This is a genomic window from Streptomyces sp. NPDC031121 (assembly GCF_055570615.1).
The window spans coordinates 87,316-113,619 of sequence record NZ_JBVIGV010000006.1 but is presented as its reverse complement, the minus strand read 5'-3'; the positions used below and the strand labels follow the sequence as shown (position 1 = coordinate 113,619).

At 73.0% G+C, this 26,304-nt stretch carries 24 protein-coding genes; 21 read left to right on the top strand and 3 right to left on the bottom strand.

The window, feature by feature from the left end:
- Positions 1 to 167 precede the first annotated feature (167 nt).
- The gene (bldD, locus tag ACZ462_RS12660) at positions 168 to 668 is read right to left on the bottom strand and encodes a transcriptional regulator BldD (RefSeq protein ID WP_030841550.1); all 501 of its coding nucleotides are present in this window, start codon (positions 666 to 668) and stop codon (positions 168 to 170) included.
- 248 nt (positions 669 to 916) lie between these two features.
- Here bldD and pyrR point away from each other — a divergent pair, with 248 nt between their 5' ends.
- The 14 genes from pyrR (at position 917) to ACZ462_RS12590 (ending at position 17,539) form a co-directional block, all read left to right on the top strand.
- Positions 917 to 1,510: a bifunctional pyr operon transcriptional regulator/uracil phosphoribosyltransferase PyrR gene (gene pyrR, locus ACZ462_RS12655; RefSeq protein ID WP_467803820.1), complete on the top strand. Its 594-nt coding sequence runs from the start codon at positions 917 to 919 to the stop codon at positions 1,508 to 1,510.
- Between the two features lie 106 nt (positions 1,511 to 1,616).
- On the top strand, positions 1,617 to 2,600 hold the full coding sequence (locus tag ACZ462_RS12650) for an aspartate carbamoyltransferase catalytic subunit (protein ID WP_467803821.1): 984 nt from the start codon (positions 1,617 to 1,619) through the stop codon (positions 2,598 to 2,600).
- Between the two features lie 2 nt (positions 2,601 to 2,602).
- Positions 2,603 to 3,892 (top strand): dihydroorotase, encoded by a 1,290-nt coding sequence (locus ACZ462_RS12645; protein WP_467803822.1) that lies wholly within the window; start codon positions 2,603 to 2,605, stop codon positions 3,890 to 3,892.
- A complete protein-coding gene (locus ACZ462_RS12640) occupies positions 3,889 to 4,476 on the top strand; it encodes a PH-like domain-containing protein (RefSeq protein WP_467803823.1) in 588 nt (195 codons plus the stop codon). Before ACZ462_RS12645 ends, ACZ462_RS12640 begins: the two co-directional genes overlap by 4 nt.
- Positions 4,473 to 5,636: a glutamine-hydrolyzing carbamoyl-phosphate synthase small subunit gene (gene carA / locus ACZ462_RS12635; protein WP_467803825.1), complete on the top strand. Its 1,164-nt coding sequence runs from the start codon at positions 4,473 to 4,475 to the stop codon at positions 5,634 to 5,636. The genes ACZ462_RS12640 and carA overlap by 4 nt, the downstream gene beginning before the upstream one ends.
- A complete protein-coding gene (gene carB / locus ACZ462_RS12630; protein WP_467803826.1) occupies positions 5,629 to 8,937 on the top strand; it encodes a carbamoyl-phosphate synthase large subunit in 3,309 nt (1,102 codons plus the stop codon). The genes carA and carB overlap by 8 nt, the downstream gene beginning before the upstream one ends.
- Before the next feature lie 87 nt (positions 8,938 to 9,024).
- Positions 9,025 to 10,134 (top strand): quinone-dependent dihydroorotate dehydrogenase, encoded by a 1,110-nt coding sequence (locus ACZ462_RS12625; RefSeq protein ID WP_467803828.1) that lies wholly within the window; start codon positions 9,025 to 9,027, stop codon positions 10,132 to 10,134.
- Positions 10,131 to 10,967 (top strand): orotidine-5'-phosphate decarboxylase, encoded by an 837-nt coding sequence (pyrF, locus tag ACZ462_RS12620; RefSeq protein WP_467803829.1) that lies wholly within the window; start codon positions 10,131 to 10,133, stop codon positions 10,965 to 10,967. The genes ACZ462_RS12625 and pyrF overlap by 4 nt, the downstream gene beginning before the upstream one ends.
- 276 nt (positions 10,968 to 11,243) lie before the next feature.
- Complete coding sequence (locus ACZ462_RS12615; protein WP_008740406.1) at positions 11,244 to 11,567, top strand: integration host factor; 324 nt, start codon at positions 11,244 to 11,246, stop codon at positions 11,565 to 11,567.
- Between the two features lie 61 nt (positions 11,568 to 11,628).
- A complete protein-coding gene (gmk, locus tag ACZ462_RS12610) occupies positions 11,629 to 12,192 on the top strand; it encodes a guanylate kinase (protein ID WP_467803831.1) in 564 nt (187 codons plus the stop codon).
- A gap of 62 nt (positions 12,193 to 12,254) precedes the next feature.
- Positions 12,255 to 12,527 carry a DNA-directed RNA polymerase subunit omega gene (rpoZ, locus tag ACZ462_RS12605; RefSeq protein ID WP_114056739.1) on the top strand — a complete coding sequence of 91 codons (273 nt, stop codon included), beginning with the start codon at positions 12,255 to 12,257 and terminating at the stop codon, positions 12,525 to 12,527.
- Between the two features lie 125 nt (positions 12,528 to 12,652).
- The gene (gene coaBC / locus ACZ462_RS12600; RefSeq protein ID WP_467803832.1) at positions 12,653 to 13,855 is read left to right on the top strand and encodes a bifunctional phosphopantothenoylcysteine decarboxylase/phosphopantothenate--cysteine ligase CoaBC; all 1,203 of its coding nucleotides are present in this window, start codon (positions 12,653 to 12,655) and stop codon (positions 13,853 to 13,855) included.
- Between the two features lie 196 nt (positions 13,856 to 14,051).
- Positions 14,052 to 15,260, top strand: coding sequence for a methionine adenosyltransferase (metK, locus tag ACZ462_RS12595; RefSeq protein ID WP_467803833.1), 1,209 nt, complete (start codon positions 14,052 to 14,054; stop codon positions 15,258 to 15,260).
- Between the two features lie 146 nt (positions 15,261 to 15,406).
- The gene (locus ACZ462_RS12590) at positions 15,407 to 17,539 is read left to right on the top strand and encodes a primosomal protein N' (RefSeq protein ID WP_467803835.1); all 2,133 of its coding nucleotides are present in this window, start codon (positions 15,407 to 15,409) and stop codon (positions 17,537 to 17,539) included.
- Between the two features lie 130 nt (positions 17,540 to 17,669).
- On the opposite strand, the gene ACZ462_RS12585 is transcribed toward ACZ462_RS12590, so the two are convergent.
- Entirely contained in the window at positions 17,670 to 18,188 is a 519-nt protein-coding gene (locus tag ACZ462_RS12585; protein WP_125540620.1) for a hypothetical protein, read from the bottom strand.
- A 277-nt stretch (positions 18,189 to 18,465) separates the two neighbouring features.
- On the opposite strand from ACZ462_RS12585, the gene fmt reads away from it, so the two are divergent.
- The 6 genes from fmt to ACZ462_RS12555 all read left to right on the top strand — a co-directional run bounded on the left by fmt (position 18,466) and on the right by ACZ462_RS12555 (position 23,904).
- Positions 18,466 to 19,395, top strand: coding sequence for a methionyl-tRNA formyltransferase (fmt, locus tag ACZ462_RS12580; protein WP_467803837.1), 930 nt, complete (start codon positions 18,466 to 18,468; stop codon positions 19,393 to 19,395).
- A 163-nt stretch (positions 19,396 to 19,558) separates the two neighbouring features.
- Positions 19,559 to 21,019: an RsmB/NOP family class I SAM-dependent RNA methyltransferase gene (locus ACZ462_RS12575; RefSeq protein ID WP_467803838.1), complete on the top strand. Its 1,461-nt coding sequence runs from the start codon at positions 19,559 to 19,561 to the stop codon at positions 21,017 to 21,019.
- 163 nt (positions 21,020 to 21,182) lie between these two features.
- Positions 21,183 to 21,869 (top strand): ribulose-phosphate 3-epimerase, encoded by a 687-nt coding sequence (gene rpe, locus ACZ462_RS12570; RefSeq protein ID WP_467803840.1) that lies wholly within the window; start codon positions 21,183 to 21,185, stop codon positions 21,867 to 21,869.
- Positions 21,870 to 21,993: 124 nt separating this feature from the next.
- Positions 21,994 to 23,007, top strand: a complete 1,014-nt coding sequence (locus ACZ462_RS12565) for a sugar-binding transcriptional regulator (protein ID WP_467803939.1) — start codon at positions 21,994 to 21,996, stop codon at positions 23,005 to 23,007.
- 58 nt (positions 23,008 to 23,065) lie between these two features.
- A complete protein-coding gene (locus ACZ462_RS12560) occupies positions 23,066 to 23,503 on the top strand; it encodes a guanyl-specific ribonuclease (protein WP_467803841.1) in 438 nt (145 codons plus the stop codon).
- Positions 23,500 to 23,904: a barstar family protein gene (locus ACZ462_RS12555; RefSeq protein WP_467803842.1), complete on the top strand. Its 405-nt coding sequence runs from the start codon at positions 23,500 to 23,502 to the stop codon at positions 23,902 to 23,904. The genes ACZ462_RS12560 and ACZ462_RS12555 overlap by 4 nt, the downstream gene beginning before the upstream one ends.
- Positions 23,905 to 23,944: 40 nt before the next feature.
- Here ACZ462_RS12555 and ACZ462_RS12550 read toward each other — a convergent pair whose 3' ends face one another.
- Complete coding sequence (locus ACZ462_RS12550; protein ID WP_467803843.1) at positions 23,945 to 24,484, bottom strand: hypothetical protein; 540 nt, start codon at positions 24,482 to 24,484, stop codon at positions 23,945 to 23,947.
- A 229-nt stretch (positions 24,485 to 24,713) separates the two neighbouring features.
- Between ACZ462_RS12550 and ACZ462_RS12545 the strand changes: the two genes are divergently transcribed.
- On the top strand, positions 24,714 to 26,162 hold the full coding sequence (locus tag ACZ462_RS12545; protein WP_467803940.1) for a GuaB1 family IMP dehydrogenase-related protein: 1,449 nt from the start codon (positions 24,714 to 24,716) through the stop codon (positions 26,160 to 26,162).
- Positions 26,163 to 26,304 lie beyond the last annotated feature (142 nt).

The following is a 26,304-nucleotide window of genomic DNA, read 5'->3' as shown; positions in this document are numbered from 1 at the left end:
GGGAAACAAAGAAAGAGAGGAGGGGGGACAAAACCGAAAACCACCCTCGCCTCCCCCTTCGGCCTCACCCTCCCCAACGAAAGGGAAAAAACCGGGGGCGGGTGGGCCCCCCCCCCCCCCCCCCCCCGCACCGGTAACGTTTCTGCTGGTCCTGGGGGACCGGGGTGCTACGCGTCCTCGTGCGCCACGGCGCGGCGCGCGTCCGCGTCCAGAACGCCCCAGCTGATCAGCTGCTCGGTCAGGACCGAGGGCGACTGGTCGTAGATGACGGCCAGGGTGCGCAGGTCGTCCTGGCGGATCGACAGCACCTTGCCGTTGTAGTCGCCGCGCTGGCTCTGGATCGTCGCCGCGTAGCGCTGGAGGGGTCCGGCCTTCTCCGCGGGGACGCCCGCCAGGCGCTCCAGGTCCAGGCGCAGCTTCGGCGGGGGCTCGGCCGCCCCGCCGGGCGTCGTGCCCGGCAGCAGCTCCTGCACCGGCACCCCGTAGAAGTCCGCCAGCTCGGCGAGGCGCTGGACGGTCACGGCGCGGTCCCCGCGCTCGTACGAACCGACCACCACGGCCTTCCACCGGCCCTGGGACTTCTCCTCGACACCGTGGAGGGAGAGGCCCTGCTGGGTGCGGATGGCGCGGAGCTTGGCCCCGAGCTGTTTGGCGTATTCGCTGGACATAACGCTCCCGGACGCTGTGACGCTGTGGCTACTTGACTCCGAGCGGCTCGCCGCGCGGCTGGTAACTCACTGTGAGGTTACGCAGCGTGACTTGGGTGCGTCAAGCCGAATGCCGACCCCCGCCCGCCGACGGGGGTCCGCGCCCGGCCCCGGTTCGGCCCCCGCCCGGACCACTGGTACCGTGGACCCCGTTGTGCAGACGTCCTTTAAGGTCCGTCCCGTGAGGCGGAGAAGGAGGTCCTTTTCCCATGGACGCTCAGGCTTTGAACGCCGGTGCCGTCGAGAGCGGGCCCATGCGCCCCGTCCTCGAGGCGCAGGACATCGCGCGGGTCCTCACCCGCATCGCCCACGAGATCGTCGAACGCGCCAAGGGCGCCGACGACGTGGTGCTCCTCGGCATCCCCACCCGCGGCGTGTTCCTCGCCCGCCGGCTGGCCGCCAAACTCGAAGAGATCACCGGCGCGAAGATCCCGGTCGGCTCCCTCGACATCACCATGTACCGCGACGACCTGCGGATGAAGCCGGCCCGCGCCATCGGCCGCACCGAGATCCCCGGTGACGACATCGACGGCCGCCTCGTCGTCCTCGTCGACGACGTCCTCTTCTCCGGCCGCACCATCCGCGCCGCCCTCGACGCCCTCGGCGACCTCGGCCGCCCCCGCGCGGTCCAGCTCGCCGTCCTCGTCGACCGCGGCCACCGCGAACTGCCGATCCGCGCCGACTACGTCGGCAAGAACCTCCCGACCTCCCTCCGGGAGATCGTCAAGGTCCAGCTCCAGGAGGAGGACGGCCGTGACGCCGTGCTGCTCGGCCAGCGGACCGACGCCGAAGCCGGGCAGTAGCCCGACACCCTGACGGGCCCCGCACGGGCCCGCGCTCCGGCCTGCCCCGCACCCCTCCGGCACGCCGCCCGCCGCTCTGCCCTCCTTCGACACACGGAGCACCCAGATGAAGCGCCACCTCATCTCGGCCGCCGACCTCACGCGCGACGACGCCGTCCTGATCCTCGACACCGCCGAGGAGATGGCGCGCGTCGCCGACCGGCCGATCAAGAAGCTGCCCACCCTGCGCGGCCGCACGATCTGCAACCTCTTCTTCGAGGACTCCACCCGCACCCGGATCTCCTTCGAGGCCGCCGAGAAGCGCCTGTCCGCGGACGTCATCAACTTCGCGGCCAAGGGGTCCTCCGTCTCCAAGGGCGAATCCCTCAAGGACACCGCGCAGACCCTGGAGGCCATGGGCGTCGACGCCGTCGTCATCCGCCACGGCGCCTCCGGCGCCCCGTACCGCCTGGCGAACTCCGGCTGGATCGACGCCCCCGTCATCAACGCCGGCGACGGCACCCACCAGCACCCCACCCAGGCCCTGCTGGACGCCTTCACCATGCGCCGCCGCCTCGTCGGCCGCGACGCCGGACTCGGCAAGGACCTCGCCGGCCGCCGCATCACCCTCGTCGGCGACGTCCTGCACAGCCGCGTCGCCCGCTCCAACGTCGACCTGCTGCACACGCTCGGCGCCGAGGTCACCCTCGTGGCCCCGCCCACGCTCGTCCCCGTCGGCGTCGAGACCTGGCCCTGCGAGGTCTCCTACAGCCTCGACGAGGTGCTGCCGAAGTCCGACGCGGTCATGATGCTGCGTGTGCAGCGCGAACGGATGAACGCCGCGTTCTTCCCCACCGAGCGCGAGTACTCCCGCCGGTACGGGCTCGACGCCGCCCGGATGGCGAAGATGCCCGAGCACGCCATCGTGATGCACCCCGGCCCGATGGTCCGCGGCATGGAGATCACCGCCGAGGTCGCCGACTCCGACCGCTGCACCGTCGTCGAGCAGGTCGCCAACGGCGTCTCCGTCCGCATGGCCGTCCTCTACCTCCTGCTCGGCGGCTCCCAGCCCGCCGTCACCGCCCCGTCCCGCACCGAGGAGACCAAGTAACCATGTCCAAGACCCTGATCCGCGGTGCGAAGGTCCTCGGCGGCGAGGCGCAGGACGTCCTCATCGACGGCGAGACCATCGCTGCGGTCGGCGCGGACCTCCCCGCCGACGGCGCCACCGTCATCGAGGCAGCCGGGCAGGTCCTCCTCCCGGGCCTCGTCGACCTCCACACCCACCTGCGCGAGCCCGGCCGCGAGGACTCCGAGACCGTCCTGACGGGCACCCGCGCCGCCGCCTCGGGCGGCTACACCGCCGTCTTCGCCATGGCGAACACCTTCCCCGTCGCCGACACCGCCGGCGTCGTCGAGCAGGTCTACCGCCTCGGCAAGGAGTCCGGCTACTGCGACGTGCAGCCCATCGGCGCCGTCACCGTCGGCCTGGAGGGCAAGAAGCTCTCCGAGCTCGGCGCCATGCACGAGTCCGCCGCCGGCGTCACCGTCTTCTCCGACGACGGCAAGTGCGTCCACGACGCCGTGATCATGCGCCGCGCCCTGGAGTACGTGAAGGCCTTCGGCGGCGTCATCGCCCAGCACGCCCAGGAGCCCCGCCTCACCGAGGGCGCCCAGATGAACGAGGGCGTCGTCTCCGCCGAGCTGGGCCTCGGCGGCTGGCCCGCCGTCGCCGAGGAGTCGATCATCGCCCGCGACGTCCTCCTCGCCGAGCACGTCGGCTCCCGCGTCCACATCTGCCACCTCTCCACCGCCGGCAGCGTCGAGATCGTCCGCTGGGCCAAGTCCCGCGGCATCGACGTCACCGCCGAGGTCACCCCGCACCACCTCCTCCTCACCGACGAGCTGGTCCGCTCCTACGACCCCGTCTACAAGGTCAACCCGCCGCTGCGCACCGAGCGCGACGTCACGGCCCTGCGCGAGGCGCTCGCCGACGGCACGATCGACATCGTCGCCACCGACCACGCCCCGCATCCGCACGAGGACAAGGACTGCGAGTGGGCCGCCGCCGCCATGGGCATGGTCGGCCTGGAGACCGCCCTGTCCGTCGTCCAGCAGACGATGGTCGAGACCGGCCTCCTCGACTGGGCCGGAGTCGCCGAGCGCATGTCCTTCGCGCCCGCCCGCATCGGCGGCCTGTCCCACCGCCACGGACGCCCCGTCTCGGCAGGTGAACCCGCGAACCTCACCCTGGTCGACACCTCGTACCGTGGTGTCGTGGACCCCGCACAGTTCGCCTCCCGCAGCCGCAACACCCCGTACGAGGGCCGCGAGCTGCCGGGTCGCGTGACCTACACCTTCCTGCGGGGCCGGACAACGGTCGTGGACGGGAAGCTCGCGTGACACCTGCAGTGATCCAACTGGCCGCCGAGGCCGCCGAACGCAAGTCGGCGGAGGTGACGGACTGGGGCGCGCGCATCGCGTGGGTCATCGGTCTGCTCGTCTTCATCGCCTTCGTCTACTGGCTGATGCGGCAGGGCTGGAAATGGCGCGGCGCCCTGCAGAGCGGCCTGCCGGAACTGCCCGCCGCCCCCGACGGCCTCCCCGAGCACCGGCTGGCCCTCACCGGCCGGTACCACGGGTCGACCACCGCCGGACAGTGGCTCGACCGGATCGTCGCCCACGGGCTGGGCGTCCGCAGCCGGGTCGAGCTCACCCTCACCGACGCGGGCCTCGAAGTGGTCCGTCCGGGTGCAGGCGACTTCTTCGTACCCGCCGCGCAGCTGCGCGGCGCCCGCCTCGACAAGGGAATCGCGGGCAAGGTACTGACCGAGGGCGGTCTGCTCGTCGTCACCTGGGAGCACGGCGGCACGCTGATCGACTCCGGATTCCGCTCCGACCGGGCGGCGGAGCACGCCGCCTGGGTCGAGGCCATCACCTCCATGAACCTGAACCACACCACCACGACGGAAGGCGCCGAACGATGACGACCTCCACCAGGGGAGCAGCAAAAGCTCCCGCCGTACTCGTCCTGGAGGACGGCCGCATCTTCCGCGGCCGCGCCTACGGCGCAGTGGGGGAGACCTTCGGCGAGGCCGTGTTCTCCACCGGCATGACCGGCTACCAGGAGACCCTCACCGACCCGTCGTACCACCGGCAGGTCGTCGTGATGACCGCCCCGCACGTCGGCAACACCGGCGTCAACGACGAGGACCCCGAGTCCGCCCGCATCTGGGTCGCCGGCTACGTCGTCCGCGACCCCGCCCGCGTCCCCTCCAACTGGCGCGCCAAGCGCTCGCTGGACGAGGAGCTCGCCGCGCAGGGCGTCGTCGGCATCAGCGGCATCGACACCCGCGCCCTCACCCGGCACCTCCGCGAGCGCGGCGCCATGCGCGTCGGCATCTTCTCCGGCGCCGCCGCCGAGGGCGCCCGCGACGAGGCCCTGGTCGCCCGCGTCCAGGAAGCCCCGCAGATGAAGGGCGCGAACCTCTCCGCCGAGGTCGCCACCAAGGAGCCCTACGTCGTCCCCGCCATCGGCGAGAAGCGGTTCACCGTCGCCGCCGTCGACCTCGGCATCAAGGGCATGACCCCGCACCGCATGGCCGAGCGCGGCATCGAGGTGCACGTCCTGCCCGCCACCGCCACGGTCGAGGACATCTACGCGGTCTCCCCGGACGGGGTGTTCTTCTCGAACGGCCCCGGCGACCCGGCCACCGCCGACCACGCGGTCTCCGTCATGCAGGGCGTCCTGGAGCGCAAGACGCCGCTCTTCGGCATCTGCTTCGGCAACCAGATCCTCGGCCGCGCCCTCGGCTTCGGCACCTACAAGCTGAAGTACGGCCACCGCGGCATCAACCAGCCGGTCCAGGACCGCACCACCGGCAAGGTCGAGGTCACCGCCCACAACCACGGCTTCGCCGTCGACGCGCCCCTCGACAAGGTCTCCGAGACCCCCTACGGCCGCGCCGAGGTCTCCCACGTCTGCCTGAACGACAACGTCGTCGAAGGCCTCCAGCTGCTCGACCAGCCGGCCTTCAGCGTCCAGTACCACCCCGAGGCGGCCGCCGGCCCGCACGACGCCGCGTACCTCTTCGACCGCTTCACGTCTTTGATGGAAACCGCCCTGATGGAGGCCGAGCGTGCCTAAGCGCACCGATATCCAGTCCGTCCTGGTCATCGGCTCCGGCCCGATCGTCATCGGCCAGGCCGCCGAGTTCGACTACTCCGGCACCCAGGCCTGCCGCATCCTCAAGGCCGAGGGCCTGCGGGTCATCCTCGTCAACTCGAACCCGGCGACGATCATGACCGACCCGGAGATCGCCGACGCCACCTACGTCGAGCCGATCACCCCCGAGTTCGTCGAGAAGATCATCGCCAAGGAGCGCCCCGACGCGCTCCTGCCCACCCTCGGCGGCCAGACGGCCCTCAACACCGCCATCTCGATGCACGAGCAGGGGGTGCTGGAGAAGTACAACGTCGAGCTCATCGGCGCCAACGTCGAGGCCATCAACAAGGGCGAGGACCGCGACCTGTTCAAGGAGGTCGTCGAGGAGGTCCGCCGCAAGATCGGCCACGGCGAGTCCGCCCGCTCGGTCATCTGCCACACCATGGACGAGGTCCTCGCCGGCGTCGAGACGCTCGGCGGCTACCCCGTCGTCGTCCGCCCCTCCTTCACCATGGGCGGCGCCGGCTCCGGCTTCGCCCACGACGAGGAGGAGCTGCGCCGCATCGCCGGCCAGGGCCTCACGCTCTCCCCGACCACCGAGGTGCTCCTGGAGGAGTCCATCCTCGGCTGGAAGGAGTACGAGCTGGAGCTGATGCGCGACAAGGCCGACAACGTCGTGGTCGTCTGCTCCATCGAGAACTTCGACCCGATGGGCGTCCACACCGGCGACTCCATCACCGTCGCCCCCGCGATGACCCTCACCGACCGCGAGTACCAGCGCCTGCGCGACATCGGCATCGCGATCATCCGCGAGGTCGGCGTCGACACCGGCGGCTGCAACATCCAGTTCGCGGTCAACCCCGACGACGGCCGGATCATCGTCATCGAGATGAACCCGCGCGTCTCCCGCTCCTCGGCCCTCGCCTCCAAGGCCACCGGCTTCCCGATCGCCAAGATCGCCGCCAAGCTGGCCGTCGGCTACACCCTGGACGAGATCCCCAACGACATCACCGAGAAGACCCCGGCCTCCTTCGAGCCGACCCTCGACTACGTCGTCGTCAAGGCCCCCCGCTTCGCCTTCGAGAAGTTCCCGGTGGCCGACGCCACCCTCACCACCACCATGAAGTCCGTCGGCGAGGCCATGGCCATCGGCCGCAACTTCACCGAGGCCCTCCAGAAGGCCCTGCGCTCCCTGGAGAAGAAGGGCTCCCAGTTCGCCTTCACCGGCGAGCCCGGCGACAAGGACGAGCTGCTGGCCCTGGCGGTCCGCCCCACCGACGGCCGCATCAACACCGTCATGCAGGCCATCCGCGCCGGCGCCACCCAGGAGGAGGTGTTCGAGTCCACGAAGATCGACCCGTGGTTCGTCGACCAGCTGTTCCTGATCAAGGAGATCGCCGACGAGCTCGCCGCCGCCGAGAAGCTCGACCCCGAGCTCCTCGCCGAGGCCAAGCGGCACGGCTTCTCCGACGCCCAGATCGCCGAGATCCGCGGCCTGCGCGAGGACGTCGTCCGCGAGGTGCGCCACGCCCTCGGGGTCCGCCCCGTCTACAAGACGGTCGACACCTGCGCCGCCGAGTTCGCCGCCAAGACCCCGTACTTCTACTCCTCCTACGACGAGGAGACCGAGGTCGCGCCGCGCGAGAAGCCCGCGGTGATCATCCTGGGCTCCGGCCCGAACCGCATCGGCCAGGGCATCGAGTTCGACTACTCCTGCGTCCACGCCTCCTTCGCCCTCAGCGACGCCGGCTACGAGACCGTGATGGTCAACTGCAACCCGGAGACCGTCTCCACCGACTACGACACCTCCGACCGCCTGTACTTCGAGCCCCTCACCCTCGAAGACGTGCTGGAGATCGTCCACGCCGAGTCCCTCGCCGGCCCGATCGCCGGCGTCGTCGTCCAGCTCGGCGGCCAGACCCCCCTCGGCCTCTCCCAGGCCCTGAAGGACAACGGCGTGCCCGTCGTCGGCACCTCCCCGGAGGCCATCCACGCCGCTGAGGACCGCGGCGCCTTCGGCCGCGTGCTCGCCGAGGCCGGCCTGCCCGCCCCCAAGCACGGCACCGCCACCACGTTCGCCGGGGCCAAGGCCATCGCCGACGAGATCGGCTACCCCGTCCTCGTCCGCCCGTCCTACGTGCTCGGCGGCCGCGGCATGGAGATCGTCTACGACGAGGCGCGCCTGGAGGCGTACATCGCCGAGTCCACCGAGATCTCCCCGACCCGCCCCGTGCTGGTCGACCGCTTCCTCGACGACGCCATCGAGATCGACGTCGACGCCCTCTACGACGGCGAGGAACTCTACCTCGGCGGCGTCATGGAGCACATCGAGGAGGCCGGCATCCACTCCGGCGACTCGGCCTGCGCCCTGCCCCCGATCACCCTCGGCGGCTTCGACATCAAGCGCCTGCGCGCCTCCACCGAGGCCATCGCCAAGGGCGTCGGCGTCCGCGGCCTGATCAACATCCAGTTCGCGATGGCCGGGGACATCCTCTACGTCCTGGAGGCCAACCCGCGCGCCTCCCGCACCGTCCCCTTCACCTCGAAGGCCACGGCCGTCCCGCTCGCGAAGGCCGCCGCCCGCATCTCGCTCGGCGCGACCATTGCCGAGCTGCGCGCCGAGGGCCTGCTGCCGAAGACCGGCGACGGCGGCACCCTGCCGCTCGACGCGCCGATCTCCGTCAAGGAGGCCGTCATGCCGTGGTCGCGCTTCCGCGACATCCACGGCCGCGGCGTCGACACGGTCCTCGGCCCGGAGATGCGCTCCACCGGCGAGGTCATGGGCATCGACTCGGTCTTCGGCACGGCGTACGCCAAGTCGCAGGCCGGCGCCTACGGCCCGCTGCCCACCAAGGGCCGCGCGTTCATCTCCGTCGCCAACCGCGACAAGCGCTCGATGATCTTCCCGGCGCGCGAGCTCGTCGCCCACGGCTTCGAGCTGCTCGCCACCTCCGGCACCGCCGAGGTCCTGCGCCGCAACGGCATCAACGCCACCGTCGTGCGCAAGCTCAGCGAGGGCGAGGGCCCCGGCGGCGAGAAGACCATCGTCCAGCTCATCCACGACGGCCAGGTCGACCTGATCGTCAACACCCCGTACGGCACCGGCGGCCGCCTCGACGGCTACGAGATCCGCACCGCCGCCGTGGCCCGCGGCGTCCCGTGCCTGACCACGGTCCAGGCGCTCGCCGCGGCCGTGCAGGGCATCGAGGCGCTCGGACACGGCGAGGTCGGCGTCCGCTCCCTCCAGGAGCACGCCGAGCACCTGACCGCGGCCCGCGACTAGCAGCCCGTCCGGACGAGGGGGACACCACGAGCGCGACCGCGCGAAGGTGTCCCCCTCTCCATGAGCGCACAAGGGAACCCCCGAAGCATGTACAAGCTCTTCTTCAACCTGGTCTTCAAGCGGATGGACCCCGAGGCGGCCCACCACCTGGCCTTCCGCTGGATCCGCCTCGCCGCCCGCACCCCCGTCGTGCGGACCTTCGCCGCGGCCGCCCTGGCCCCCCGCCACAAGGAGCTGCGCACCGAGGCCCTCGGCCTGCGCATGCACGGCCCCTTCGGCCTCGCGGCCGGCTTCGACAAGAACGCCGTCGCCATTGACGGCATGTCCATGCTCGGCTTCGACCACGTCGAGATCGGCACCGTCACCGCCCAGGCACAGCCCGGCAACCCCAGGAAGCGGCTGTTCCGCCTCGTCCCGGACCGCGCGCTGATCAACCGCATGGGCTTCAACAACGACGGCTCCGAGGCCGTGGCGGCCCGTCTGGCGGCCCGCAAGGCGGTCTTCAGGACCGTCGTCGGCGTCAACATCGGCAAGACCAAGGCCGTGCCTGAGGAGGAGGCCGTCGCGGACTACGTCGCCTCCACAGAGCGCCTGGCCCGGCACGCCGACTACCTCGTCGTCAACGTCTCCTCCCCGAACACCCCCGGCCTGCGCAACCTCCAGGCCACCGAGTCCCTGCGCCCGCTGCTCGCCGCCGTCCGCGAGGCCGCCGACCGCAGCGTCCCCGACCGCCGCGTCCCCCTCCTGGTCAAGATCGCGCCCGACCTCGCGGACGAGGACGTGGACGCCGTCGCGGACCTCGCCCTGGAGCTCGGCCTGGACGGCATCATCGCCACCAACACCACCATCGCCCGCGAGGGCCTCGGCCTGAAGTCCGACCCGGCCCTGGTCAAGGAGGCCGGCGGCCTCTCCGGCGCCCCCGTCAAGCAGCGCTCCCTGGAGGTCCTGCGCCGCCTGTACGCCCGCGTGGGCGACCGCCTGGTCCTCGTCGGCGTGGGGGGCATCGAGAACGCCGAGGACGCCTGGCAGCGCATCCTGGCCGGCGCCACCCTCATCCAGGGGTACAGCGCGTTCATCTACGAGGGCCCGTTCTACGCCCGCGCCATCCACAAGGGCCTGGCCGCCCGCCTCGCCGCCAGCCCGTACGCCACCCTCGCCGAGGCCGTCGGCGCCGAGACCCGAAAGGCCGCCCAGTGACCCCCTCCTTCGGCACCCGCCTGCGCTCCGCCATGGACGAGCGCGGGCCCCTCTGCGTCGGCATCGACCCGCACGCCTCCCTGCTGGCCTCCTGGGGGCTGGACGACGACGTCGCCGGGCTGGAGCGGTTCTCCCGCACGGTGGTCGAGGCACTCGCGGACACGGTCGCCGTCTTCAAGCCGCAGGCCGCCTTCTTCGAGCGCTTCGGCTCCCGAGGCGTGGCGGTCCTGGAGCGGACCGTCGCCGACGCCCGCGCGGCCGGCGCCCTCGTCGTCATGGACGCCAAGCGCGGCGACATCGGCTCCACCATGGCCGCCTACGCCGAGACCTTCCTCCGCGAGGACTCGCCGCTGTTCTCCGACGCCCTGACGGTCTCCCCGTACCTGGGCTACGGCTCCCTCGCCCCCGCCGTCGAGCTGGCCCGTGCCTCGGGCGCCGGCCTGTTCGTCCTCGCGCTCACCTCGAACCCCGAGGGCGCCGAGGTCCAGCGGGCGGTCCGCGAGGACGGCCGGACCGTCGGCGCGACCATGCTGGCCCACCTGGCCGCCGAGAACGCCGGCGCGTCCCCCATGGGCTCCTTCGGGGCGGTCGTGGGCGCCACCCTCGGCGACCTGTCCTCCTTCGACCTGGACATCAACGGCCCGCTGCTGGCCCCCGGCATCGGCGCGCAGGGAGCGACCGCCGCCGACCTGCCCCGCGTCTTCGGCGCGGCCGTGCGCAACGTCGTGCCGAACGTCTCGCGCGGCGTGCTCCGGCACGGGCCGGACGCCGCCGCGCTGCGCGGAGCCGCGGAGCGGTTCGCCGACGAGATCCGCGGGGCCGTCTCCGCCTGACCCGCTCGTCGTACGGTCTGACGAAATCTGACGAGATTCGAACGTCCTTCACCGGACAAATCCAGGGCGGTTTGTCCGTGATGTACGGTTCAGTGGAGGCTGACCAGGACTTTTCGTCCGTTCTCGCTGACTGGAGCGGCCTTGGCCGCTAGTCTCCGACCAGAGTGAACGAGCAGCGAACCAGTTCCACCGCTGTTCGGGCATTCGCCTGGTGTGGCGTCCCACGGGCTCCCACCGGTCCGTATCCGACAGTTCGACATCCGAGGTGACGTAGGCGTGGCTCTTCCGCCCCTTACCCCTGAACAGCGCGCAGCCGCGCTCGAAAAGGCCGCCGCGGCTCGCCGGGAGCGGGCCGAGGTGAAGAATCGACTCAAGCACTCCGGCGCCTCGCTCCAAGAGGTCATCAAGACGGGCCAGGAGAACGACGTCATCGGCAAGATGAAGGTCTCCGCCCTGCTGGAGTCCCTGCCCGGCGTCGGCAAGGTCCGCGCCAAGCAGATCATGGAGCGCCTCGGCATCTCCGAGTCCCGGCGTGTCCGAGGTCTCGGCTCCAACCAGATCGCCTCGCTGGAGCGTGAGTTCGGCACCCCTGCCGGCTGACGTGCCGCCCGGAGTGCCTCCGGCGTTACCGGGCAGTCCCGGGAACCTGGATAATCGCTCTATGGCAGCAGAGGTTCGTCCGCGGCTGACCGTGCTCTCCGGCCCTTCAGGGGTCGGCAAGAGCACGGTCGTCGCGCATATGCGCAAGGTCCACCCCGAGGTATGGCTCTCGGTGTCGGCCACCACCCGCAAGCCGCGGCCCGGTGAGCGACACGGAGTCCACTACTTCTTCGTCGGCGACGACGAGTTCGACAAGCTGATCGCCAACGGCGAGCTGCTGGAGTGGGCCGAGTTCGCGGGCAACCGCTACGGCACCCCGCGCGGCGCGGTCGTCGAGCGCCTGGAGAACGGCGAGCCCGTCCTCCTGGAGATCGACCTCCAGGGCGCCCGCCTGGTCCGCGAGTCGATGCCGGAGGCCCAGCTGGTCTTCCTGGCGCCGCCGAGCTGGGAAGAGCTGGTCCGCCGGCTCACCGGCCGGGGCACCGAGTCCGCCGAGGTCATCGAGCGCCGCCTGGCGGCGGCCCGGGTCGAGCTGGCCGCCGAATCCGAGTTCGACACCACCCTGGTCAACACCTCCGTCGAGGACGTGGCGCGTGAGCTGCTAGCCTTGATGGACGTTGTGTGATCGTCCACCGGTGTGCGCACCGCTGGACATCTGAACTTTCATCCATCTTCGGAAGGTAGAGCGTGTCCTCTTCCATCACTGCGCCCGAGGGCATCATCAACCCGCCGATCGACGAGCTGCTCGAGGCCACGGACTCGAAGTACAGCCTCGTGATCTACGCGGCCAAGCGCGCGCGTCAGATCAACGCGTACTACTCGCAGCTCGGTGAGGGCCTGCTCGAGTACGTCGGCCCGCTGGTGGACACCCACGTCCACGAGAAGCCGCTTTCGATCGCGCTGCGCGAGATCAACGCGGGCCTGCTGACCTCCGAGGCCATCGAGGCCCCGGTCCAGTAGGGCACCGAGGAATCCTTGCGCCACAGGCCCGGCAGCACGACTGCCGGGCCTGTGGTGTGTCATAGGCAGGTGTGCCGCGGCCGGGGACGCCGCGGCCGGTGACAGCAGCCGGAAGGGCGAGTGTGGTGGGCAATCCGAAGGTCGTGCTCGGAGTCAGCGGCGGCATCGCCGCCTACAAGGCGTGCGAGCTGCTGCGGCGGCTGACCGAGTCCGGGCACGACGTGCGCGTGGTGCCCACCGCCTCGGCCCTGAACTTCGTGGGCGAGGCCACCTGGGCGGCCCTCTCCGGGCACCCGGCCGGCACCGAGGTGTGGGAGACCGTCCACGAGGTGCCGCACGTGCGCATCGGCCAGGCAGCCGACCTCGTCGTCGTCGCCCCCGCCACCGCCGACATGCTGGCCAAGGCCGCCCACGGCCTCGCCGACGACCTGCTCACCAACACCCTGCTCACCGCGCGCTGCCCCGTGGTCTTCGCCCCCGCGATGCACACCGAGATGTGGGAGCACCCGGCGACCCGGGAGAACGTGGCCACCCTGCGCCGCCGCGGCGCGGTCGTGATCGAGCCCGCAGTCGGCCGCCTGACCGGCAAGGACACCGGCAAGGGCCGGCTGCCCGACCCCGAGGAGATCTTCGAGGTGTGCCGGGCCGTCCTCGCCCGCGGCACCGCCGAGGCCGACCTCGCCGGGCGCCACGTCGTGATCAGCGCCGGCGGCACCCGCGAGCCCCTGGACCCCGTCCGCTTCCTCGGCAACCGCTCCTCCGGCAAGCAGGGCTACGCCCTGGCCCGCACCGCCGTCGCGCGCGGCGCCCGGGTCACGCTCGTCGCCGCGAACACCGCGCTGCCGGACCCGGCCGGGGCGGACGTCGTCCGCGTCGGCACCGCCGTCCAGCTGCGCGAGGCCGTCCTGAAGGCGGCCGCCGACGCCGACGCCGTGGTCATGGCAGCGGCCGTGGCCGACTTCCGGCCGGCCGAGTACGCCACCGGGAAGATCAAGAAGCAGGAGGGCCGGGAGCCCGCCCCCGTCGCCCTCGTCCGCAACCCCGACGTCCTCGCCGAGGTCTCCGCCGACCGCGCCCGCGGCGGGCAGGTCGTCGTCGGCTTCGCCGCCGAGACCGACGACGTCCTCGCCAACGGCCGCGCCAAGCTCCGCCGCAAGGGCTGCGACCTCCTCGTCGTCAACGAGGTCGGAGAGGACAAGACCTTCGGATCAGAGGAGAACGAGGCGGTGATCCTCGCCTCCGACGGAGCCGAACTGCCCGTGCCCTACGGTCCGAAGGAAGCCCTGGCGGACATCGTCTGGGACCAGGTCGCCGCGCGACTCGCCTGAGCCGCGCCGCCCGGCCTCCGCCCGAGCCGTGGTCCAGAATGGGGTGTCGCAGGTCACACGCCTCCCAGAGGGCGAGACGGGTGGTCCTGCGACCGGTGGCGACCGATAAACTGCATTCGGAACGCGTCCGGGCGCAGCCCCCGGTATCGTTCCGCCAAACGATCAGCCAGCAGCCGCTGCAACCCCAGGGAGCGATGTGTCCCGCCGCCTGTTCACCTCGGAGTCCGTCACCGAGGGCCACCCCGACAAGATCGCTGACCAGATCAGCGACACGATCCTCGACGCGCTCCTCACCGAGGACCCGACCTCGCGCGTGGCCGTGGAGACGCTCATCACGACCGGTCTCGTCCACATCGCCGGCGAGGTGACGACGAAGGCGTACGCGCCGATCGCCCAGCTCGTCCGCGACAAGATCCTCGAGATCGGCTACGACTCCTCGAAGAAGGGCTTCGACGGCGCCTCCTGCGGCGTGTCGGTGTCCATCGGCGCGCAGTCCCCGGACATCGCGCAGGGCGTCGACACCGCCTACGAGAAGCGCGTCGAGGGCGACGAGGACGAGCTCGACAAGCAGGGCGCCGGCGACCAGGGCCTGATGTTCGGCTACGCGTGCGACGAGACGCCCGAGCTGATGCCGCTCCCGATCCACCTCGCGCACCGGCTCTCCCGCCGCCTGTCCGAGGTCCGCAAGAACGGGACCATCCCCTACCTGCGCCCCGACGGCAAGACCCAGGTCACCATCGAGTACGACGGCGACAAGGCCGTCCGCCTCGACACGGTCGTCGTCTCCTCGCAGCACGCCTCGGACATCGACCTCGACTCGCTGCTCGCTCCCGACATCCGCGAGTTCGTCGTCGAGCACGTCCTGAAGGAGCTCGTCGAGGACGGCATCAAGCTCGACACCGACGGCTACCGCCTGCTGGTGAACCCCACCGGCCGCTTCGAGATCGGCGGCCCGATGGGCGACGCCGGCCTCACCGGCCGCAAGATCATCATCGACACGTACGGCGGCATGGCCCGCCACGGCGGCGGCGCCTTCTCCGGCAAGGACCCGTCGAAGGTCGACCGCTCCGCCGCCTACGCGATGCGCTGGGTCGCCAAGAACGTCGTCGCGGCCGGCTTCGCCTCCCGCTGCGAGGTCCAGGTCGCGTACGCGATCGGCAAGGCCGAGCCCGTCGGCCTGTTCGTCGAGACCTTCGGCACCGCCAAGATCGACACCGCGAAGATCGAGGACGCCATCGCCGAGGTCTTCGACCTCCGCCCGGCCGCGATCATCCGCGACCTCGACCTGCTCCGCCCGATCTACGCCCAGACCGCCGCCTACGGCCACTTCGGCCGCGAGCTGCCGGACTTCACCTGGGAGCGCACCGACCGCGTCGACGCCCTGCGCGCCGCCGCCGGCCTGTAGGACGGCCGCCGCCGGCCCGAGGGACGGCGCAGCACACGACGGGAGGACCCCGGACCGCGAGGTCCGGGGCCCTCCCGCGTCCCGCCCCCGGAGGCGGGGCCCGGCGGGCATCCGCCACTGTCGGCGTGCTTTGGTAAGAATGCGGTGTGAGCAGCGAGAACGAGTCCCGACACGGGCCCGGGGACAGCCGTCCCGGCGGCCCGCCCGAGCAGCTCGCCCTCATCCGGGAGATGGTCGCCGAGGCGAAGGCCAAGGCACCCAAGGCCAAGCCGCGCACCTGGCGGGGCGCAGCCCTCGCCAAGGACCTCCCCGTCGCCCGCGTCCTCGTCAACAAGGGCGTCCTCCACCTCGACCAGCTGTGGGACTACGCCGTCCCCGAGGAGCTCTCCGAGGCGGCCCGACCGGGCGTCCGCGTCCGCGTCCGCTTCGGCGCGGGCTCGCACCACGTCCACGGCGGCCGCCGCGAGGGCGGCCGCCTCATCGACGGGTTCATCGTCGAGCGCCGCGCCGACACCGACTACCACGGGGCCCTGGCCGCCCTCGCCCACGTCGTGTCCCCCGAGGTCGTCCTCACCCCCGCGCTGCTCGCCCTCGCGCGCGCCGTGGCCGACCGCTATGCCGGCAGCCTCGCCGACGTCCTCCAGCTCGCCCTGCCCCCGCGCAACGCCCGAGCCGAATCCAAGCCCTCACCGCCGCCGCTGCCCCCGCCGCCCGTCCCCGAACCCGGAGGCTGGACCCGCTACGCCGCCGGACCGGCCTTCCTGCGCTCCCTCGCCGCGGGCGGCACCCCGCGCGCCGTCTGGACCGCCCTCCCCGGCCCCGGCTGGGCCGACGAACTCGCCCGCGCCATCGCCGCCACCCTCGCCTCCGGCCGCGGTGCCCTCGCCGTCCTGCCCGACGGGCGCACCGCCTCCCGCGTCGACGCGGCCCTCACCGCACTCCTCGGCGAGGGCCGGCACGCCACCCTCACCGCCGAATCCGGGCCGGAGAAGCGCTACCGGCAGTGGCTCGCCGTCCACCGCGGCTCCGTACGCGCCGTCATCGGCACCCGCGCCGCCATGTTCGCCCCGGTACGCGACCTCGGACTCGTCGCCGTCTGGGACGACGGGGACTCCGGCCACAGCGAGGACCGCGCGCCCTTCCCGCACGTCCGGGAAGTCCTCGAACTGCGCTCCGTCAGCGAGGGCTGCGGATTCCTCGCCGGCGGCACCGGCTGCACCGTGGAGGCCGCCCAGCTCGTCGCCTCCGGCTGGGCGCGTCCCCTGGCCGCCGACCGCGACACCGTCCGCGCCTGCGCCCCCCGCATCCGCACCGTCGGCGACGAACTCCTCGCCCGCGACGAGGCCGCCCGCGCCGCCCGCCTGCCCAGCCTCGCCTGGGAGACCGTCCGCGACGGCCTGAAGACCGGGCCCGTCCTCGTCCAGGTGCCCCGCCGCGGCTACGCCCCCCGCCTGGCCTGCGAACGCTGCCGTATGCCCGCCCGCTGCCGGGCCTGCGCCGGCCCGCTGGAGGCGCCCGACGCCCGCGACCTCCAGTGCGGCTGGTGCGGCCGCGGCGAAACCGCCTGGCACTGCGAGGAGTGCGGCTCCTTCCGGCTGCGCGCCCAGGTCGTCGGCGCCCGCCGCACCGCCGAGGAACTCGGCCGGGCCTTCCCCGCCGTCCCCGTCCGCACCTCCGGCCGCGACCACGTCCTGGACGAGGTCCCCGACCGGCCCGCCCTCGTCGTCTCCACCCCCGGCGCCGAACCCGTAGCGGCGGGGGCCGGGTACGCCGCCGCGCTCCTCCTCGACGGCTGGGCCATGCTGACCCGCCCCGACCTCCGCGCCGGGGAGGACGCCCTGCGCCGCTGGATCAGCGCCGCCTCCCTCGTACGGGCCGGCGGGCAGGTCGTCGTCGTGGCGGAGCCGACGCTGCGCCCCGTCCAGGCCCTCGTCCGCTGGGACCCCGCCGGGCACGCCGCCCGGGAACTCGCCGAACGGGCCCAGCTCGGCTTCCCCCCGGTCTCCCGGATGGCGGCCGTCGCCGGCCGCGGAGAAGCCCTGGAGGCGTTCCTGGACACCGCCGAACTGCCGTCCGACGCCGAGGTACTGGGCCCCGTACCGCTGCCCGGGCGGCGCGGCGCGCCCTCCCCGGGGGAGCGGGTGCTGATCCGCGTCCCGCCCGGCAGCGGGGCCGCCCTGGCCGCCGCGCTCAAGGCCGCGCAGGCGGCCCGCCTCGCCCGCGGGGTCCCCGCCGGCGACGCGATCCGGGTGCGGATCGATCCGCCGGACATCGGCTGAGCGGGGCCCGGGGCGCAGAAAACCCCCGGTGGGACGACCGGAAAGTCGTCCCACCGGGGGTGTGCCCGGCCGCGGCCTTGGCGGCCCGGCCGGCCGACGGGGGTCGGCGTCCCGGCGGCCGGACGGGCGGTCAGCCGTTCCGCGGCCCGGGGAACGCGGCCGGCCGGGCACCCGCCGCGGCCTGCGACTCCTCGCGCACCGGCTGCGGCGGCACCGACCGCGCCGCCGGTACCGTCGGCAGCGGGTTGAGGGTCCGCGTCGCCGTCCCCTCGGCCAGCGGCTCCGCCGCCTCGGCGGCCTGCGCCCGCCGGGCCCCGTACCGCCGGTGCACGGCCTGCTTGGTGACGCCGAGCGCCGAGCCGACCGCATCCCACGAGAAGCCGAGCGAGCGGTCGAAGTCCACGGCGGCGGTCACCAGCGTCTCGACGCTGTCCCGCAGCTCCTGGGCGAGGCGGACGGTCGGCGCCGGAGCCCGGCCGTAGACGACGAAGCCCGTCGACGGACCGGAGCGGCGCGGGCGGTACACGTTGCCGAGCTGGGCGGTGAGCGTACGCAGAGCGTCCACCTGCCGGCGGACCCGCTCGATGTCCCGGACCAGGAGATGCAGGCTGGCCCGTGCTTGGGCGTCGTGGGTGGCGTGGTCGGCCATGAAGAAGCCTCTCGAACCGGTGCTGAAGAGCGGATCGGGCCGCAGACACCGTTCTGAACGCGGCCCGGTTTCGGTCAATCTCTCTTGACCAACGCGCCACCGGTCGAGGAAGTCACGCCTCGGGGGCGTGTCGGCATATGCGAGAGGCGCGCGCATGTGCGGCCCGCCCCCTGGTGGGGCTGATGGGGCCGACGAGACGGCCCGGCGCGGCCCCGCCGCACCCCCGCCCCATAGACTGGTGCGCTGCTGACAGCCGAGATATCGAGGTAGGACCCCAGTGAAGCTCGTCTTCGCCGGCACCCCCGAGGTCGCCGTCCCCGCCCTGGACGCCCTGATCGCCTCCGGGCGCCACGAGGTCGCCGCCGTCGTCACCCGGCCCGACGCACCGGCCGGCCGCGGCCGCCGCCTCGTCGCCAGCCCGGTCGCCGAACGCGCCGAGGAAGCCGGCATCGAGGTCCTCAAGCCGGCCCGCCCCCGCGACCCCGACTTCCAGGCCCGGCTCCGCGAGATCGCCCCCGACTGCTGCCCCGTCGTCGCCTACGGCGCCCTCCTCCCCAAGAGCGCCCTCGACATCCCCCGCCACGGCTGGGTCAACCTGCACTTCTCCCTGCTGCCCGCCTGGCGCGGCGCAGCCCCCGTCCAGCACTCCATCATGGCCGGCGACCAGGTCACCGGCGCCTCCACCTTCCGCATCGAGGAAGGCCTCGACACGGGCCCCGTCTTCGGCGTCCTCACCGAGGAGATCCGCCCCACCGACACCAGCGGCGACCTGCTGACCCGCCTCGCCTTCGCCGGCGCCGGGCTGCTCGCCGCCACCATGGACGGCATCGAGGACGGCACCCTGCGCGCCGTCGCCCAGGCCGCCGACGGCGTCTCCCACGCCCCCAAGATCACCGTCGAGGACGCCCGCATCGACTGGTCGGCCCCCGCCATGCGCGCCGACCGCGTCGTCCGCGGCTGCACCCCCGCACCCGGCGCCTGGACCGTGTTCCGCGGCGAACGGCTCAAGGTCGTCTCCCTCGGCCTGCTGCCCGACCGCACCGACCTCGCCCCGGGCGAACTCGCCGCCGCCAAGAACAACGTGTACGTCGGCACCGGCTCCCACGCCGCCGAGCTGCTGTGGGTGCAGCCGCAGGGCAAGAAGCCGATGCGCGGTGCCGACTGGGCCCGCGGCGTCCGCATCACGGCGGGCGAGCGGCTGGGCTAGGCCCCGCCCTCCGCGCCCTTCCCCCTGCGGCAGGGCCGGCCCGCAGGGGCCGACGTAGGCTGGCAGAAGCCGGCCGGTCCGGCCCCTTTCGACCCGGTCGACACGCGTTCGTCCCTCCAGCAAGTTCCCGTACGCACTCCCATACATCCGGAGCACCTTTCCCGTGAGCGAACAGCCCCGCCGCCGTCCCGCCGCCCCCGGCGGCAAGCAGCCCAAGCCGTACCGCCGGCCCAAGAAGGACCCGGTCCGGATCCTGGCCTTCGAGGCGCTGCGGGCCGTCGACGAGCGGGACGCGTACGCGAACCTCGTCCTGCCGCCGCTGCTGCGCAAGGCCCGCGAGAACGGGGACTTCGACGCCCGCGACGCCGCCCTGGCCACCGAACTCGTCTACGGCACGCTCCGCCGCCAGGGCACCTACGACGCCGTCATCAGCGCCTGCATCGACCGCCCGCTGCGCGAGGTCGACCCGCCCGTCCTCGACGTGCTCTCCCTCGGCGCCCACCAGCTCCTCGGCACCCGCATCCCCACCCACGCCGCCGTCTCGGCGACCGTCGAACTCGCCCGTGTCGTGCTGGGCGACGGCCGCGCCAAGTTCGTCAACGCGGTCCTGCGCCGGATCGCCGCGCACGACCTGGACGCCTGGCTGGAGCGCGTGGCCCCGCCGTACGAGGAGGACGCCGAGGAACACCTCGCCGTCCACCACTCCCACCCCCGCTGGGTCGTCAGCGCCCTGTGGGACGCCCTCGGCGGCGGTCGCGCCGGCATCGAGGACCTGCTGGAGGCCGACAACGAGCGGCCCGAGGTCACCCTCGTGGCGAGGCCCGGCCGGTCGACGACGCAGGAACTCGTCGCCGCCGTCGGCGAGGACGCCGCCCTGCCGGGGCGCTGGTCGCCGTACGCCGTCCGGATGGCCGAGGGCGGCGAGCCCGGCGCGCTGGACGCGGTGCGCGAGGGGCGCGCCGGAGTCCAGGACGAAGGCAGCCAGCTCGTGGCGATGGCCCTCGCCGCCGTCCCCGTCGAAGGCAGCGACGAGCGCTGGCTCGACGGCTGCGCGGGCCCGGGCGGCAAGGCCGCCCTCCTGGCCGCCCTGGCCGCCGAGCGCGGGGCCTTCCTGCTGGCCTCCGAGAAGCAGCCGCACCGTGCCCGGCTCGTCGAACGCGCCCTCCACGGCAACCCCGGCCCCTACCAGGTCATCACCGCCGACGGCACTCGCCCCGCCTGGCTCCCCGGCTCCTTCGACCGAGTCCTGATGGACGTGCCCTGCTCGGGGCTCGGCGCCCTGCGCCGCCGCCCCGAGGCCCGCTGGCGCCGCCGTCCGCAGGACATCGAGGGCTTCGCCCCGCTCCAGCGCGCGCTGCTCCGGGAGGCCCTGTCCGCGGTCCGCGTCGGAGGCGTCGTCGGCTACGCGACCTGCTCGCCGCACCTGGCCGAAACCCGTGTCGTCGTGGACGACGTCCTGAAGGGCCGCGGCGCCGCAGCAGAGCCGCCGGCCGCGGAACTGATCGACGCGCGCCCGTACCTCCCCGGCGTCCCCGCCCTGGGCGACGGTCCCGACGTCCAACTGTGGCCGCACCTGCACGGGACGGACGCGATGTACCTGGCGCTGCTGCGGAGGGTGGGGTAGGGGAGGCCGGCCCTCGGGGCTCCCGCCTCACCTGCGTCCCGCCGCCTGCGGCCGACCCCTCCCGCCCCCCGCCACCGCCGCGCATCGCCGGTGCCGGGCGGGCCGGGTCGCCGGGGTGCGGGGTCGTGGCCGGAAGGCAGCGGCGGCATGGCAGGCTTGGGGCATGGCCGCTCAGATTTCTCCCAGCATCCTGTCCGCCGACTTCGCCCGCCTCGCCGAGGAGGCGAAGGCGGTCGAGGGTGCCGACTGGTTGCACGTCGACGTCATGGACAACCACTTCGTCCCGAACCTGACCCTCGGCGTGCCTGTCGTCGAGTCGCTCAGCCGGGCCACGGACATCCCGCTCGACCTGCACTTGATGATCGAGAACCCGGACCGCTGGGCGCCGCAGTACGTGGAGGCCGGGGCCGGCTCGATCACGTTCCACGCCGAGGCGGCGGCCGCGCCGGTGCGCCTCGCGCGGGAGATCCGGGCCAAGGGCGCCCGTGCGGCCATGGCGCTCAAGCCGGCGACGCCGATCGAGCAGTACGAGGACATCCTCCCCGAGCTGGACATGCTGCTGATCATGACGGTCGAGCCGGGGTTCGGCGGCCAGCCGTTCCTCGACATCATGCTGCCGAAGATCCGCCGGACCCGGGAGCTGATCGCCAAGCACGGGCTGGACATCTGGCTGCAGGTCGACGGGGGTGTCTCGGCCACCACCATCGAGCGGTGCGCGGAGGCCGGGGCCGACGTGTTCGTGGCCGGCAGCGCGGTCTACGGGGCGGTCGATCCGGCAGCCGCCGTACGTACCCTGCGCGAGCAGGCGGACGTCGCGATCGCGGCGGCGCCCTGGGTATGCGACCACTGAGGCAAGGGTTGGTGGACGGCTCGGTGAACGGGAGCCGTCCAGGCTGATCAACGGCCGCCGGATCTGACAGGATGAACGGCGAGTCGAGAGTGTGAACAGCAGTGAGGAGAACGCGGTGTCGGCAATGTCGGCGGGACGGTCAGCCCTGCGGATGGGACCCGCGGAGCTGGTGCAGGCGGCGGCCATGGCCCGCCGCTTCTACCTGGAGGGCAAGTCCAAGATCCAGATCGCCGAGGAGTTCGGCGTGAGCCGCTTCAAGGTGGCCCGGGTCCTGGAGACGGCCCTCGAGCGCGACCTCGTGCGGATCGAGATCCGGGTGCCGGCCGAACTGGACGCGGAGCGCTCCGACGCGCTCCGCGCCCGGTACGGGCTGCGGCACGCCGTCGTCGTCGAGTCCCCGGCGGACACGACCGAGGACGCGCCCGACCCGGAGAACCTGGGCGCGGTCGCGGCCGACCTGCTGGGCGAGCTCGTCAGCGAGGGCGACGTGCTGGGCCTGGCCTGGGGCCGGTCGACCATCCACATGGCGGCCTCGCTGCACCGGCTGCCGCAGTGCACCGTCGTGCAGCTGACCGGTGTGTACGACGCCGGGACGGCCGAGCGGGGCTCCGTGGAGGCCGTGCGCCGTGCGGCCCAGGTGTCCGGCGGCGACGCGCACCCGATCTACGCGCCGATGCTGCTGCCCGACCCGGCGACGGCGGCCGCGCTGCGCAACCAGACGGGGATCGCGCGCGCCTTCGACTACTTCGACAAGGTCACCGTCGCGGCCGTGTCGATCGGCTCCTGGGAGCCGGGCATTTCCACGGTGCACGACATGCTGACCGACGAGGAGCGCGCCCACTACGCCTCCCTCGGCGTGGCGGCCGAGATGTCGGCGCACCTCTTCGACAAGGACGGCCGCCGGGTCGGCCGCGATCTCGGCGAGCGCTGCATCACCGTCGAGGCGGACCGGCTGCGCAGGATCCCCGAGGTGGTCGCGATCGCGGGCGGCCTGCGCAAGGCGGCCGCGATCGGCGCGGTCCTGCGGTCGGGCCTGGTGACGAGCCTGGTCACGGACACCGCGGTGGCGGACTACCTGCTGACCGAGTCGGAGCCGGGCCTGCGGCCGGCGCTGGACCGGGCCGACCCGGACGACTGATCCGGCGCCCCCCGGCGGGCGATTCGCCCCCGAAACGGATCTTTGGCACGATCGGGTCATGATCGCGAGGAACGTGTCCCGGCTGCTGCCGCGCGTGCTCGGGGCGGTGTTCCTGGTCGTCGCCCTGGTCGCGGTGGCCGGGTGCGGCTCGTCCGGGTCCGCGCAGGGCGCGCTGCCGTCGCAGCGGCCGTCGGCGTCGGCCCCGGCGTGGGTGCAGGGCATGGCGACCGTACGGGCCGACGAGCTGCCCCCGCAGGCGCGCGAGGTGCTGGCCCTCATCGACAGGGGCGGGCCGTACCCGTACCGGCAGGACGGGACGGTGTTCGGGAACTTCGAGAGGGTCCTGCCCCGGCAGAGGCGCGGCTACTACCACGAGTACACGGTGCCCACCCCGGGGGAGCGCGACCGCGGCGCCCGGCGGATCGTGACGGGGAGCGGCGGCGAGTTCTACTACACGGACGACCACTACGACTCCTTCAAGGCGGTTCTCCGATGACCCTGCATCCGCGACCGCTGGCACCGGCGGTGGCCGCCGCCGAGGAGGCCGGCTGGGCGACCGTACGGGTGGACCTGGACGGCGTACGCGGCAAGGCGGAACTGATGCGGCGCTGGGAGGAGGCGCTGGCGCTGCCGCACTGGTTCGGGCGGAACTGGGACGCGCTGGCCGACGCGCTGGGGGACCTGTCGTGGCTGCCGGAGGCGCCGGGGCGGCTGATCGCGGTGACGTCCTGGCGCGGCTGGGCGGCTGCGCACCCGGGGGAGTGGGAGACGCTCCGCGAGGTGCTGGAGGAGGCCGTGGCGCGCGGGCGGGAGCCGGGCGGCGGGGCGCTGCTGGACGTGGTCCTCGACGACGGCCCGGTGCCGCGGCCCGCGGGCGCGCCCGACACCCGGCCCTGATGCGGATCCCGGTTTCGGCGCGGCCGGTCAGCCTCCCCCGTCAGGCCTGATCCGGTTCCTCCCCCTCCTCCCTCCCGTTCCGTGAGCCCTCCCCGCCGGCCGGCTCCTCGCGGTCCGGGCCCGCCTCGCGGACCTCGCGGACCTTCGCCAGGGAGTCGCGGAGTTCGGTGAGCCAGGCGTCCGTGTTGCGGCCGACGAGGCGGACGCACCAGGCGAGGGCGTCGGCCCGGCTGCGGGCCACCCCTCCCTCGACGAGGGTGTCGAGGACCTGCCGCTCCGGCTGGCGCAGCCGCGTCATGACGGGGACGGCGAGGTGGGTGAAGAGGATGCGCTCCGCACCGGAGCGGACGCCCCAGGCGACCTTCCGGCGGTAGAGCTCCTCCGCCTCGCGGGCGACTTCCATGCGCTGTTCGCGGGTGCGTTCGCGGAACGCCTCCGGTGACTCGCCGGCGGGGAGGGTGCCGACGACGGTGATCTCCTCGCGGTCGGCCACCACCTCGACCACGGACGCGTAGACGCCGGCCGGGAGGCGGTCGGCGAACCAGGTGCGGAGCTGCTCGCTCTGTTCGGCTGTAATCATGTAATCAACGTTGCATCCGCGGGCCCCTCCGGGGCAAGCGACGGGACCCCTGGATCGCAGGACGGCGGGCCCTGACCGCCCCCTGGTAGGAACCGACCAGCAGGCCCGGTATGTCCTGGACGATCAGCCGGGGCGGCTTTCGCGCCCTGCCGTGGGAGAATGAAGTACGTGCGTTTCCTCGGCTGCCCTTCCTGGGTAGGACGGGATCCTCCGACTCGACTGGGATGTTCTGCACGTGCGTTTCCTCAATGACCTGAAGCCGCCGTACGACCTGACGTACGACGACGTATTCATGGTGCCGAGCCGCTCCGCGGTCGGCTCCCGCCAGGGCGTGGACCTCTCGTCGCCCGACGGCACCGGCACCACCATTCCGCTCGTCGTCGCGAACATGACCGCGATCGCCGGCCGCCGCATGGCGGAGACCGTCGCCCGCCGGGGCGGCCTCGTGGTCATCCCCCAGGACATCCCGATCGAGGTCGTCACCGACGTCATCTCCTGGGTCAAGACCCGCCACCTCGTGCTCGACACCCCGATCACGCTGGCGCCCTCCCAGACCGTCGCCGACGCGCTCTCCCTGCTGCCCAAGCGCGCCCACGGCGCCGGTGTCGTCGTCGACGCCGACAGCCGGCCGATCGGCGTGGTCACCGACCACGACCTGACCGGTGTGGACCGCTTCACCCAGCTCTCCGAGGTCATGTCGAGGGAGCTGCTGCTCATCGACGCCGGCATCGACGCCCGCGAGGCCTTCAACAAGCTCGACGCCGGCCACCGCAAGCTGGCCCCCGCCGTCGACGCCGACGGCCGCCTCGTCGGCATCCTGACCCGCAAGGGCGCCCTGCGCGCGACCCTCTACACGCCGGCCACCGACGCCGCCGGGCGGCTGCGCATCGCCGCCGCGATCGGCATCAACGGCGACTACGTCGGCAAGGCCAAGCAGCTCCTCGACGCCGGCGTGGACACCCTCGTCATCGACACGGCCCACGGCCACCAGGAGTCGATGATCAACGCGATCAAGGCCGTGCGCGCCCTGGACCCGCAGGTCCCGATCGTCGCCGGCAACATCGTCGCCGCCGAGGGCGTCAAGGACCTCGTCGACGCCGGCGCCGACATCATCAAGGTCGGTGTGGGCCCCGGCGCCATGTGCACCACCCGCATGATGACCGGCGTGGGCCGCCCGCAGTTCTCCGCGGTCCTGGAGTGCGCAGCCGAGGCGAAGAAGTACGGCAAGCACGTGTGGGCCGACGGCGGCGTCCGCCACCCGCGCGACGTGGCGATGGCCCTGGCCGCCGGCGCGTCCAACGTGATGATCGGCTCCTGGTTCGCCGGCACCTACGAGTCCCCGGGCGACCTCCAGCAGGCCGCCGACGGCCGCCTGTACAAGGAGTCGTTCGGCATGGCCTCGGCGCGGGCCGTCCGCAACCGCACCTCGGAGGAGTCCGCCTACGACCGCGCCCGCAAGGCGCTGTTCGAGGAGGGCATCTCCACCTCCCGCATGTTCCTCGACCCGCAGCGCCCGGGCGTCGAGGACCTGATCGACTCGATCATCGCGGGTGTCCGCTCCTCCTGCACCTATGCGGGTGCCGGCTCGCTGGACGAGTTCGCGGAGAAGGCCGTCGTCGGTGTCCAGTCCGCCGCCGGCTACGCCGAGGGCAAGCCGCTGCACGCCAGCTGGAGCTGACCCTCCGCCCGGTCCGCCCGGCGGCCCCGGCCACGGACGTACCCCGGCACAACGGGGGGGGTGCGAGGTCGGGGGGCGTCACGGGGGCGTGGCGTGTCACGGGGGAGCAGGACGGTACGGGGGAGGGGGGTGTTGCGGGGGC

Coding starts and splice junctions, on each gene's coding strand:
- bldD (WP_030841550.1), bottom strand. CDS start 668: ATGTCCAGCGAATACGCCAAACAGCTCGGGGCCAAGCTCCGCGCCATC.
- pyrR (WP_467803820.1), top strand. CDS start 917: ATGGACGCTCAGGCTTTGAACGCCGGTGCCGTCGAGAGCGGGCCCATG.
- ACZ462_RS12650 (WP_467803821.1), top strand. CDS start 1,617: ATGAAGCGCCACCTCATCTCGGCCGCCGACCTCACGCGCGACGACGCC.
- ACZ462_RS12645 (WP_467803822.1), top strand. CDS start 2,603: ATGTCCAAGACCCTGATCCGCGGTGCGAAGGTCCTCGGCGGCGAGGCG.
- carA (WP_467803825.1), top strand. CDS start 4,473: ATGACGACCTCCACCAGGGGAGCAGCAAAAGCTCCCGCCGTACTCGTC.
- ACZ462_RS12625 (WP_467803828.1), top strand. CDS start 9,025: ATGTACAAGCTCTTCTTCAACCTGGTCTTCAAGCGGATGGACCCCGAG.
- gmk (WP_467803831.1), top strand. CDS start 11,629: ATGGCAGCAGAGGTTCGTCCGCGGCTGACCGTGCTCTCCGGCCCTTCA.
- ACZ462_RS12585 (WP_125540620.1), bottom strand. CDS start 18,188: ATGGCCGACCACGCCACCCACGACGCCCAAGCACGGGCCAGCCTGCAT.
- rpe (WP_467803840.1), top strand. CDS start 21,183: ATGGCCGCTCAGATTTCTCCCAGCATCCTGTCCGCCGACTTCGCCCGC.
- ACZ462_RS12565 (WP_467803939.1), top strand. CDS start 21,994: ATGTCGGCGGGACGGTCAGCCCTGCGGATGGGACCCGCGGAGCTGGTG.
- ACZ462_RS12560 (WP_467803841.1), top strand. CDS start 23,066: ATGATCGCGAGGAACGTGTCCCGGCTGCTGCCGCGCGTGCTCGGGGCG.
- ACZ462_RS12555 (WP_467803842.1), top strand. CDS start 23,500: ATGACCCTGCATCCGCGACCGCTGGCACCGGCGGTGGCCGCCGCCGAG.
- ACZ462_RS12550 (WP_467803843.1), bottom strand. CDS start 24,484: ATGATTACAGCCGAACAGAGCGAGCAGCTCCGCACCTGGTTCGCCGAC.